The sequence below is a fragment of the Zunongwangia pacifica genome (genome assembly GCF_023499215.1).
Lineage (GTDB): Bacteria > Bacteroidota > Bacteroidia > Flavobacteriales > Flavobacteriaceae > Zunongwangia > Zunongwangia pacifica.
The window spans coordinates 102,444-114,473 of sequence record NZ_JAKHSK010000005.1 but is presented as its reverse complement, the minus strand read 5'-3'; the positions used below and the strand labels follow the sequence as shown (position 1 = coordinate 114,473).

The window sequence follows — 12,030 nt, the reverse complement described above, 5'->3', positions numbered from 1 at the left end:
AAAAATATCGGCGAGAAGGGCCAAACTGAACAATTGCAATCGGCTAAAGCCAAGATTATAAAAAAATATAAGATCATTTTTTAATGACGTAAACTTGTAAAGAATGTAAATGATAAACGCAATAAATAGTTTATCCAACACAATAAAGACAAGCGGACTACTAAGCCAAAACAATAGGAAATTTATTAAAAGTGAAGGCACTAAAAATTTGCGATAAAATTGTAGAAATACGCCAAAGCTGTTGGTCATTTTTTGAGATTTTGATTGATGCTTTGAAATGAAAGCGTTAAAAAGCTTATTTTATTATGAATATCACCAAAATAAAGAAAACGAACAGGTAAAGTTTAGAGAAGATAAAAATTCAGTCAAATTATTGTAAATTTGTGATCTAAATTCTTAAGAATTGTATGTTAGAGAAGCTTAATATTGTTAAACAACGTTTTGATGAAGTGAATGATCTGATTATCCAGCCAGATATTATTTCCGATCAAAAACGTTATGTTGAACTTAATAAAGAATACAAAGATCTTAGAGCGCTTATGAATGAGCGCGAAAGATATATTGAACTTACCGAGAATCTTAAAGAAGCTGAAGAGATTATTGCTGATGGTAGTGATCCTGAAATGACAGAGATGGCTAAACTTCAACAGGAAGAAGCCAAAGAAGAGTTACCGGCGCTTGAAGAGAAGATACGGATGATGTTGGTGCCTAAAGATCCTGAAGACGCTAAAAACGTCGTGATGGAAATTCGTGCAGGTACCGGTGGTGACGAAGCAAGTATATTTGCAGGTGATCTTTACAGAATGTACACCAAATATGTAGAAAGTAAAGGTTGGAGTCACAATATTGTCGATTTTAGCGAAGGGACCAGTGGCGGATTTAAGGAGATGATCTTTGAGATTTCTGGAGAAGATGTTTATGGTACCATGAAGTTTGAAGCTGGTGTTCACCGTGTACAGCGCGTACCGCAAACCGAAACCCAGGGACGTGTACATACCTCGGCAGCCACCGTGATGGTATTGCCAGAAGCTGAAGAATTTGATGTGGAGATCGATCCTAAAGATGTTCGTATTGATTATTTCTGTTCATCGGGACCTGGTGGGCAATCGGTAAACACTACCTATTCTGCCGTGCGATTAACTCACGAACCAACAGGTTTGGTCGCCCAATGTCAGGATCAAAAATCGCAGCATAAAAACCGCGAAAAGGCCTTTAGGGTGTTGCGCTCCCGTTTATATGAAATGGAGCTGGCAAAGAAGATGGAAGCCGATGCCGCAAAGCGTAACTCGATGGTTTCAAGTGGTGACCGTAGTGCAAAAATTAGAACCTATAACTATCCGCAAGGTCGTGTAACCGATCATAGGATTAACCTTACCCTTTACGATCTATCCAATATTGTAAATGGTGATATTCAAAAGATCATCGACGAGCTTAGACTGGTAGAAAATACCGAGAAGCTTAAAGAGAATTCAGATATATTTTAATATTCGGCATTTTAAATGTCATTTAAAACCTAAATATGACCACTCAGGAGTTAGTAGAGCAGATTAAAAAAAAGCAATCCTTTTTATGTATAGGTCTAGATGTAGACCTTAAAAAAATTCCGACTTATCTACTTTCTGAAGAAGATCCCATATTTAGTTTTAATAAAGCCATTATAGACGCCACGCATCAATTTTGCGTGGCCTATAAACCCAATACGGCTTTTTATGAAGCCTGTGGTTTAAAAGGCTGGGAAGCTTTGCAAAAAACCATTAATTATCTTCACGATAACTATCCTGAAATTTATACCATTGCTGATGCTAAGCGTGGCGATATAGGGAATACTTCTAAAATGTACGCGAAGACCTTTCTTAAAGATATGGGATTCGATTCGGTTACCGTAGCACCATATATGGGAAAAGATTCGGTAGAGCCATTTTTAGAATTCGAAAATAAGCATACAATTCTCCTTGCCTTAACGTCTAACGAAGGTGCTTTCGATTTTCAAACCTTAAAATCTGATGATACCGAAATTTATAAAAGAGTCCTTGAAACCTCTAAAACCTGGGAGCATTCAGAAAACCTGATGTATGTGGTTGGTGCAACTAAAGCCGAATATCTTGCTGAGGTTCGTAAAATTGTACCTGAAAGTTTTCTACTTGTTCCTGGCGTTGGAGCACAGGGGGGAAGTTTAGAAGACGTTTGTAAATATGGAATGACCAAAAATGTGGGGCTTTTAGTGAACAGCAGCCGTAAGATTATTTATGCTTCTACCAATAATAATTTTGCTGAAGTCGCCGCAGCGAAAGCCGAAATTTTACAGCAACAAATGGCTGAAGAATTACAGAAATTTAAATTTGGACATGCGTAATGAATTATAAGAGTACCGTCACCCTGAACCTGCCCGTCCGGCAGGCGGGCTTGATTCAGGGTCTCATACTCAAAGTCTTTTCTTCAATCTGTATGAGATTCCGGATAATTCCGATAGCTATCGGAATGGAATGACAAAAATCACATTGATTACAAATAACTGATAATCATTAATTCCAATAATTTTTATGACGATTTTCGATCATTTAGGCCGAAAATTAATGCTTCGCAATACTCCAAAGCGCATTGTCTCTTTAGTGCCAAGTCAGACAGAGCTTCTGTTAGATCTTGGTCTTAAAGATCGTTTATTGGGGATCACTAAGTTTTGCGTACATCCAAAAAATCTTAGGAATGAAAAAACAATTGTTGGCGGTACAAAATCAGTCCATATAGATAAAATCAAGGCTTTAAAGCCAGATATTATTTTGTGCAACAAAGAAGAGAATACAAAAGAAATGGTAACCGAATTAGAGAAAATCGCCCCGGTTCATGTTTCAGATATTTCCAATACTTCAGATGCACTTCAACTTATAAAAGAATATGGGGAAATCTTTAGAATGCCGGAGAATGCACAAAATTTAGTCTGTTCTATCGAAAATAAAATAGAGATTCTTTCAAAAGAAATTCAGCATAAAAAATGGAAAAGTTGTATTTATCTTATCTGGAAAGACCCGTATATGGCTGCGGGAAAGGATACCTTTATTAATGAACTACTACAACTTAATAAGTTAGAGAATAAAATTGATGAGAATCGATATCCATCGATTAGTAAGGAACAATTGATTGAGTATGCACCAGATCTAGTATTACTGTCTAGTGAACCTTTTCCTTTTAAGCAAAAACATATAGAGGAGATAAAAAGCCTTGGGTTAAACGCTATTCTTGTAGATGGAGAATATTTTAGTTGGTATGGCTCACGATTAGAAAAAGCAATGGATTACTTTAAAACCTTAAATTAATATTCTGTAGCCCAATTTTCGACTTCGGGATAATGCATACGCCTTAGTTCGCGTAATATTTTTTTAGCCTTAGCATTAATTTTATCACTACGTTCTTTATCTACAAGTGCTAATTTATAGGCCTTATGCATTAATTGCGTGTATTTCTCACACATGCATTCTTCTTTCATCTTTTGTTTGAAAATCCTAAACATACTCCTAATCGTTCTTCTGATGAATACAAAGATAGGCCGGAGTTCATTTAAGATTTACTAAGCAGCAGTTAAGGTTAATGTAAAGTTTATTGATAAACCTGTGTTTTTGTTAAAATATTTTGGACTTCTTAATCCTGAAGCGAAAAAACGCGTTTTAGCAGGGGTGTTGTTCGTGCAGAAATATCATCGCGTATATCCTTTTCTTCTACTGCAATCATGGTATAAACACCATCTAAAGCCTCTGAAGTTACATAATCTGAAAGATCTGGATTTACCTTATTGGTTAGCGGAATGCTGTTATAACGCTGAATAATAGTACTCCAAATTTGGTTAGCGCCAACTTTATCCAAAGAGTTTGTAATTATAGGGCTAAATTTATCGTAGAGCTGAGATTTGGTTTTTCCTATTAAATATTGGGTAGCGGCATCATCTTGTCCCAATAAAATATTACGGGCATCATTAAAGGTAATTTCCCTAACCGCGTTTACAAAAATTGGGGTAGCTTCTTTAACAGCATCTTCAGCAGCGCGGTTCAACACTTTTAAGCCTTGGTCGGCTAAATTATCCAATCCAACACCGCGCAAGGTTTTATCTACCTTTTGTAACTCGGCCGGCAAGGTGATTTTTACTAATTCGTTCTTAAAAAAACCATCTTCCTGGGTAAGTTTGGTAACCTGTTTATCGATACCAAAATCTAAGGCCTGGCGTAATCCAGCCGCAATTTCAGTGTTGGTAATACCATAACCACTTTGGGGTAACTGGCTGGCAATATCTTGCAATTCTGCACAAGAGCATAAAGTGAAAATAGCGATAAGGCAAAGTAATTTTTTCATGGAGCTTTTTTTCAAATATAAGATATCTAATGTAGATCTATTATTATAAAAATTTATGAATAAATTAAAATTATCGATTTCTATTATTGAAACATCCTATTTACCTTTAAAAAAATTGAAACTAAAACTAGAATTATGTCTAACGAGAAAAAATTAACCACTGCTTCAGGAAGGCCTTTTGTAGAAAAAGAAGATTCCTTAAGCGTGGGAAGAAGAGGACCGTTATTGCTTGAAGATTATGTACTTCACGAATCAATGGCCCATTTTAACAGAGAGCGAATCCCAGAGCGTGTGGTACACGCCAAAGGTTCTGGTGCTTTTGGGACATTTACAGTAACAAACGATATTACGAAGTATACCCGGGCAAAAATATTTTCTGAAGTTGGTAAAAAAACCGATATGCTGGCAAGGTTCTCTACCGTTGGTGGCGAAAAAGGTTCGGCAGATTCCGATCGTGATCCACGAGGATTCGCATTAAAATTTTATACCGAAGAAGGTAACTGGGATTTAGTGGGAAATAATACTCCGGTGTTCTTTATTAAAGATCCTAAGAAATTCGCCGATTTTATACATACTCAAAAACGGCATCCGTTTACCAATATGAAATCGCAAACCATGCGTTGGGATTACTGGTCGCTAAACCCAGAATCATTACACCAGGTGCTTATTTTAATGAGTGACCGTGGTACGCCTTACGGTTTTCGCCACATGAATGGTTATGGATCACATACTTTCTCGATGATTAATGATAAGGATGAGCGTTTTTATGTGAAATTCCATTTTAAAACCGATCAGGGAATTAAAAACTTCACCGATGAAGAATCAGTTAAAATGGCAGGTGAAAATCCAGATTTCGCTCAGCAGGATCTGCTGGAAAATATTGAAAATGGCAATTTTCCAACATGGACGCTTAAAATTCAGGTAATGCCAGAAGAAGAAGCGAAAGACTATAAATGGAATCCTTTTGATCTTACCAAGGTTTGGCCGCATGATGATTATCCGTTAATCGAAGTGGGGAAGATGGAATTAAACAAAAATGCCGATAATTATTTTGCTCAAATTGAGCAATCGGCTTTCGCGCCAGCACATATTGTAGATGGTATAGGTTATTCTCCAGATAAAATGCTACAGGGACGTTTGTTGTCTTATCCAGACGCGCACCGCTATCGTTTAGGGGCAAATTATGAGCAGATACCGGTAAATCGTTGTCCTTATATGGTGAATAATTATCAAAGAGATGGTTTTATGCGTGTGGATGGTAACGGCGGAAGAAGTGAAAATTACTACCCAAATAGCTTTGATGATATTACGGTAGACGAAAAATATAAATTGAAAGCACCAAGGGTAACCGATACTGAAGCCGAATGGTTTGATCGTAATGCGGCTGAAGCAGGCGATAATGATCATTATACGCAACCCGGTAATTTATACCGAATTATGAGTGACGAGGCGAAATCGAATCTGGTTTCCAACACCGTTGGATCAATGAGCCAGATTGAAGGTGAGAAGAAAGATGAAATTATTATGCGCCAGCTTTGTCACTGGTTTAGAGCTGATCCCGAACTAGGAGGACGAATCGCCAGTGGATTAGGAGTACAAATTAATATGGAAGAATTCGCTCGATAATTATTGAATCTTGAAAATATTGTAGCATATTTTTGAATCAAAGATTCAGAAAAAATAGATGCAAAGAGGCTGTCTAAAAACACCCAAAAACGTCATTTTGAACTTGTTTCAGAATCTCATCTCATTGATTTATAAATTGTTATGAGAAACTGAAACAATTCCGATAGCTATCGGAACAGGTTGACTAAAATTGAGTTTTTAGACAGCCTCTTTTATGTAAAAATGATGGTTTTGTTATTAAAGACCATTGTTTTTCTTTGAATATGAAGCTTTATTCCGCGTGAGAATACGATTTTTTCCAAATCGCGTCCTTTCAGGATCAAATCTTTTATGGAGTGTGAATGCGAAATTCGGGTAATATCCTGTTCGATAATTGGGCCGGCATCCAGTTCAGCCGTAACATAATGGCAGGTGGCACCAATAATCTTTACGCCCCGTTTGTAAGCCGAATGATAAGGTTTTGCCCCGGCAAAGGCAGGTAAAAATGAATGATGAATATTAATAATATTGTTAGGGAATTCGCTAATCATCTTATCTGAGATAATTTGCATGTAACGTGCCAGCACGATAAAATCGACTTCAAATTGTTGCAAAAGCTCCAGCTGTTTTGCTTCAGCCTCTGCTTTATTGTCTTTCGTAACGGGTACATGATAAAAAGGAATATCAAAAGCCTTGGCAATGGGCGCAAGATCCTTGTGGTTGCTTAAAATAAACGGGATCTCTACATTTAGTTCTCCCGCTTTAAACCTTCCCAAAATATCGTATAAACAATGGTCGTATTTAGAGACGAAAATGGCCATTTTTAAGACCCGTTCTTCAGCAAACAGCTTCCAGTCCATATTATAGGTTTCAGCAATCTCTTTATCAAATGCTGCCCGCAGTTCTGCAATATCAAAGTCTGTAGCAAACTCATTTTCCAGACGCATAAAGAAAATACCGTTTTCAGTATCTACATACTGGTCGATATAAACAATATTTCCGTTCCTAGCATGGAAGAAATTAGTAACCGTTGCGATAATTCCGCTTTTATCTTTACAATTAATAAGTAAAGTAACCTTCGCCATTTTTTTATATTAAAAGTTCTAAAAATTACACTACCTGGGACAAGCCCATAAGTAAGTTATTAGAACATTATTTTTATTTAAATGCATTCTTATCCCGTTCCCAATAGCATTGGTATTGGTACGGGATTAGAGTGTCTAATCTCGATTATCAAGTAAAGCCTGATAAAAAATAAAATTAGTCTAATCACTTTAACTGCACTAATATGAAGTCAGATTTATGCTTTTTTCAGAATAATCAAAAATTATTTACAATTTTCGTAAATTGCCACTTATAATTTCACTCTTTATTGATAATGGAACAACAGACTCCGTATTTACCTAAACATAAAATAAGAATTGTTACCGCTGCTTCACTTTTTGATGGCCACGATGCAGCCATAAATATTATGCGCCGTATTATTCAGGCTACCGGGGTAGAGGTGATTCACCTTGGGCATGATCGTAGTGTTGAAGAAGTAGTGAATTGTGCGATACAGGAAGATGCACATGCCATTGCCATGACCAGTTATCAGGGTGGGCATACCGAGTATTTTAAATACATGTACGATTTGCTACAGGAAAAAAATGCCGGACAAATCAAGATTTTTGGAGGTGGAGGCGGAGTAATCCTTCCTGAAGAGATTAAAGATCTTCATGAGTATGGTATTACCAGAATCTATGCGCCCGATGATGGTCGTGAATTAGGATTACAGGGAATGATCAATGACCTGGTGAAAACGGTAGATGAAGAAGTGCCTTCGTTACCTAAAAATAGTGATGTTGCTGCAAACTTAAAATCGAAAAACACCAATACGATTTCCCGATTAATCTCGCTGGCAGAAAATAAGCATAATGAATTTAAAACACATTTTGAAGCGGTAGCCGAAACCACAAAAAATATTCCGGTGCTGGGAATTACAGGAACCGGTGGTGCGGGGAAATCGAGTCTTGTAGACGAACTGGTACGCCGATTTTTAAGTGATTTCCCAGATAAACATATTGGGATTGTCTCTGTAGATCCTTCCAAAAAGAAAACTGGTGGAGCGTTACTGGGAGATCGTATAAGGATGAATGCAATAAACCATCCGCGTGTTTATATGCGCTCGCTGGCCACACGACAAAGTAATCTGGCCTTGTCTAAATATGTTCAGGAAGCGGTTGAGGTATTGAAAAAAGCGGAATACGATCTTATTGTGCTGGAAACCTCTGGAATTGGACAATCAGATACTGAAATTATCGATCATTCTGATGTTTCTTTATATGTGATGACGCCAGAATTTGGTGCAGCAACGCAACTGGAAAAAATCGATATGTTAGATTTTGCAGATCTGGTTGCGATCAATAAATTCGATAAACGTGGCGCCCAGGATGCCTTACGCGATGTAAAAAAACAATACCAGCGAAATCATCAATTATGGCATGAAGATGCTGAAAAACTTCCGGTGTTTGGTACCATCGCTTCGCAGTTTAATGATCCCGGTATGAATACCTTGTACCGTAAAATCATGGATAAGATTGATGAAAAAACAGCTTCAAAATTAGAATCTACTTTTGAAGTGACCAGAGAGATGAGCGAGAAGATTTTTGTGATTCCGCCAAAACGTACACGCTACCTTTCAGAAATTGCAGATAATAATCGCTCGTATAACGAAACCGCAAATAAGCAGGCCGATATTGCACAAAAACTTTTTGGTATCTATAAAACCATACTGAGTGTTGCGAATATTGCTGAAGAAAAATATAATGCACATTTAGATAAAAACGGACTTATACAGGAAGAATTTTTGGACGATCACCAGACTGAAAATCATGAATTTTTAGGGCTTCTTTTTAAAGAATTTGATCGTGTGAAGATGGATCTGGATCCTTACAATTGGGAGATCATCTTGGGATGGCAGGAGAAAGTAAATAAATATACCGAGCCTATTTATTCGTTTAAAGTTCGAGACAAAGAAATTAAAATTGAAACGCATACCGAGTCACTTTCGCGTACGCAAATTCCAAAGATAGCCTTACCAAAATATTCGGCCTGGGGTGATATTCTAAAATGGAGCTTACAGGAAAACGTACCGGGGGAATTTCCCTATACTTCAGGATTATATCCGTTTAAACGGCAAGGAGAAGATCCCACCAGAATGTTTGCCGGTGAAGGTGGGCCAGAGCGAACCAATAGAAGATTTCATTATGTAAGTTTAGGTTTGCCGGCCAAGCGTTTATCTACAGCTTTCGATTCGGTTACCCTTTATGGTAACGATCCCGATCATCGTCCCGATATTTATGGGAAAATAGGTAACGCCGGAGTTTCCATTTGCTGTTTAGATGATGCTAAGAAATTATATTCTGGTTTCGATTTGGCGCATCCGTATACTTCAGTCAGTATGACGATTAACGGCCCGGCACCAATGTTACTTGGATTCTTTATGAATGCCGCTATCGATCAGCAATGTGAGAAATATATTAAAGAGCATGCTTTAGAAGATAAAGTTGAAGCAAAATTAAAAGAGCTTTACGACGATAATAATATCGAGCGACCAGGTTATAAAGGCGAACTTCCTGAAGGAAATGATGGTTTAGGTTTGATGTTATTGGGATTAACCGGAGACCAGATTCTTCCGCAGGAAACGTATCAGGAAATTAAGATCAATACGCTGGCATCGGTGCGTGGAACGGTGCAGGCCGATATTTTAAAAGAAGATCAGGCGCAAAATACCTGTATTTTCTCTACGGAATATGCACTGCGTTTAATGGGGGATGTTCAGGAGTATTTTATTAAAGAGAAAGTAAGAAACTTTTATTCGGTTTCAATTTCAGGCTATCATATTGCTGAAGCCGGCGCCAATCCAATTACGCAGCTGGCATTTACCCTGGCTAATGGTTTTACCTATGTGGAATACTATTTAAGCCGAGGAATGGATATCAATAAATTTGGGCCCAATTTATCGTTTTTCTTCAGTAATGGAGTAGATCCCGAGTATGCGGTGATTGGCCGTGTGGCCAGAAAAATATGGTCTAAAGCTTTAAAAAATAAGTACGAAGCCAATCCAAGAGCGCAAATGCTGAAGTATCATATCCAGACTTCCGGGCGGTCTTTACATGCACAGGAGATTGATTTTAACGACATCAGGACAACACTTCAGGCATTGTATGCTATCTATGATAATTGTAATTCTTTACATACCAATGCTTACGACGAAGCGATTACTACGCCAACCGAAGCTTCAGTAAGACGTGCCATGGCAATTCAGCTAATTATAAATAAAGAATTGGGACTGGCGAAAAACGAAAATCCTATTCAGGGGTCGTTTATTATTGAAGAATTAACCGATTTGGTTGAAGAAGCTGTTTATGCGGAATTTGATCGTATTACAGAAAGAGGCGGAGTCTTAGGTGCGATGGAAACCATGTACCAGCGTGGGCAAATTCAGGAAGAAAGTTTGTATTACGAAACCCTGAAGCACAATGGGGATTATCCAATTATCGGGGTAAATACATTTTTAAGTTCTACAGGCTCTCCAACAGTTACTCCTGGTGAAGTAATAAGAGCGACAGAGGATGAAAAGCAGAACCAGATCAAAACTTTAGAAACGCTGCATACCGCGAAAGAAACCAAAGCAGAAGAAGCTTTGGAAGCGATCAAAAAAGCGGCCGTACAAAACGAGAATATTTTTGAGGTTTTAATGGAAGCAACTAAAGTATGCAGCCTTGGCCAGATTACGAATGCCATGTTTGAAGTGGGCGGGCAATACCGAAGAAATATGTAGCGTAATAAAGCATAAAAAAATCGATCTTAAAATATCGAAAATCAACAAATTGAAACCATCTTTTTTTATAACGAAAAAAGATGTTTTTTTTGTTTGTAAATCAATAAATCCACTCTAATTTTGCCGCCTTTTTAGAAGCGTATTGCAGTATTAATTTTTTAAGAATCTGGCATTGATAGAAAACGTTTGGTTATTCGCGATTGCGGTATTTACAGGTTTCTTTGCGATTAATAGTCCGTTTGGTAACATTCCGGTATTTATTAGTCTTACAAAACAGGCCGATCGTAAAACCCGAAAAAATATATCAAAAAAAGCCACATTTACAGCTTTTGTAATTGTGTCTGGTTTTGTGATTTTGGGTAAATATATCTTTGATCTTTTTGGTTTAACCATTCCGGCCTTTAAGATTACGGGTGGTATACTGATCTTTTTTGTAGGTTTCGAGATGATTAGGGCACAGGAATCCAGTATTGATAACCAGAGTGAAATTAACTTTAATGAAGGGATTTCTACGTCGCCATTAGCGATACCAATTCTGGCGGGGCCAGGTTCTATTGTAACGGCCATGAACTACACCACCAATGCCGGTTATATAGAATTACTGGTGATTTTGGTGATGTTTGGTTTAATCATGTGGTTAAATCACCTTGCTTTTATTTCCAGCGACTATCTGGTTAGGTTTATTGGACAAAACAAAATTGTGGTGATCGAAAAGATTATGGGATTGATCATTGCCATTATTGGAACTAATATGTTAATACAGGGGATAAAATTAGCTTTTTTTAGTGGAGAAACACTATCCTAATTTTTCTGATTTTGGTGAATCCAATCTGAAATTAAATGCTCAAAATGAAGAATTTCTCTTCTAAGCAAATCTAAAAATTCGGTTTCTTTAATACCGGTAATTTCAATATTGCGGCAATTGGATTTAATTCTTTTTGCCGCTTTTCGTATCTTCTCTATACGTTTTAAGCGTAGTTCTTTTGTCCGGGCAGTGACCACACTGGCAATACCGGGAGCAAGTTGTAAAGATTCGGTCACCAGGCGGCCTGCATAATTATGAGCGGGTACTGAAGAGAGTTCCATTTCAATGACATGTCTATTGTCAGAAAAATAAGAAGAAACGGCACTCGAAATTTTAAATATTTCTAAGGCTTTCTTGTAAACTGGCAATTGATAAGCTTTCATAATAGGGAATTTCTTGTATAAAATTACCTAGAAATCGCTTAGGTTACATTTAATATTTAAGGTGTAATTGTTGT

Annotated in this window: 10 protein-coding genes; 6 read left to right on the top strand and 4 right to left on the bottom strand. The window is 37.4% G+C overall.

Annotated features, from left to right (window positions below; translation table 11 throughout):
* Window positions 1-407 precede the first annotated feature (407 nt).
* From prfA to L1967_RS05050, 3 genes are all read left to right on the top strand, one after another.
* Window positions 408-1,484 (top strand): peptide chain release factor 1, encoded by a 1,077-nt coding sequence (gene prfA, locus L1967_RS05060; protein ID WP_249600641.1) that lies wholly within the window; start codon window positions 408-410, stop codon window positions 1,482-1,484.
* Window positions 1,485-1,519: 35 nt separating this feature from the next.
* The gene (pyrF, locus tag L1967_RS05055) at window positions 1,520-2,353 is read left to right on the top strand and encodes an orotidine-5'-phosphate decarboxylase (protein ID WP_249600640.1); all 834 of its coding nucleotides are present in this window, start codon (window positions 1,520-1,522) and stop codon (window positions 2,351-2,353) included.
* Between the two features lie 187 nt (window positions 2,354-2,540).
* Entirely contained in the window at window positions 2,541-3,311 is a 771-nt protein-coding gene (locus tag L1967_RS05050; RefSeq protein ID WP_249600639.1) for an ABC transporter substrate-binding protein, read from the top strand.
* Here L1967_RS05050 and L1967_RS05045 read toward each other — a convergent pair.
* Entirely contained in the window at window positions 3,308-3,505 is a 198-nt protein-coding gene (locus L1967_RS05045) for a Lacal_2735 family protein (RefSeq protein WP_262917413.1), read from the bottom strand. The two genes, L1967_RS05050 and L1967_RS05045, sit on opposite strands and share 4 nt — an antisense overlap.
* 128 nt (window positions 3,506-3,633) lie before the next feature.
* A complete protein-coding gene (locus L1967_RS05040) occupies window positions 3,634-4,338 on the bottom strand; it encodes a DUF4197 domain-containing protein (RefSeq protein WP_249600637.1) in 705 nt (234 codons plus the stop codon).
* Window positions 4,339-4,473: 135 nt separating this feature from the next.
* Here L1967_RS05040 and L1967_RS05035 point away from each other — a divergent pair, with 135 nt between their 5' ends.
* Window positions 4,474-5,964 (top strand): catalase, encoded by a 1,491-nt coding sequence (locus tag L1967_RS05035; RefSeq protein WP_249600636.1) that lies wholly within the window; start codon window positions 4,474-4,476, stop codon window positions 5,962-5,964.
* A gap of 212 nt (window positions 5,965-6,176) precedes the next feature.
* Here L1967_RS05035 and purU read toward each other — a convergent pair whose 3' ends face one another.
* Window positions 6,177-7,028 (bottom strand): formyltetrahydrofolate deformylase, encoded by an 852-nt coding sequence (gene purU, locus L1967_RS05030; RefSeq protein ID WP_249600635.1) that lies wholly within the window; start codon window positions 7,026-7,028, stop codon window positions 6,177-6,179.
* Window positions 7,029-7,321: 293 nt separating this feature from the next.
* On the opposite strand from purU, the gene L1967_RS05025 reads away from it, so the two are divergent.
* Both L1967_RS05025 and L1967_RS05020 read left to right on the top strand, forming a co-directional pair.
* Window positions 7,322-10,768: a methylmalonyl-CoA mutase family protein gene (locus L1967_RS05025; RefSeq protein ID WP_249600634.1), complete on the top strand. Its 3,447-nt coding sequence runs from the start codon at window positions 7,322-7,324 to the stop codon at window positions 10,766-10,768.
* Window positions 10,769-10,943: 175 nt separating this feature from the next.
* A complete protein-coding gene (locus tag L1967_RS05020; protein WP_249600719.1) occupies window positions 10,944-11,573 on the top strand; it encodes a MarC family protein in 630 nt (209 codons plus the stop codon).
* On the opposite strand, the gene L1967_RS05015 is transcribed toward L1967_RS05020, so the two are convergent.
* Window positions 11,570-11,956 (bottom strand): hypothetical protein, encoded by a 387-nt coding sequence (locus L1967_RS05015; RefSeq protein WP_249600633.1) that lies wholly within the window; start codon window positions 11,954-11,956, stop codon window positions 11,570-11,572. The genes L1967_RS05020 and L1967_RS05015 overlap by 4 nt on opposite strands.
* Window positions 11,957-12,030: the final 74 nt, after the last annotated feature.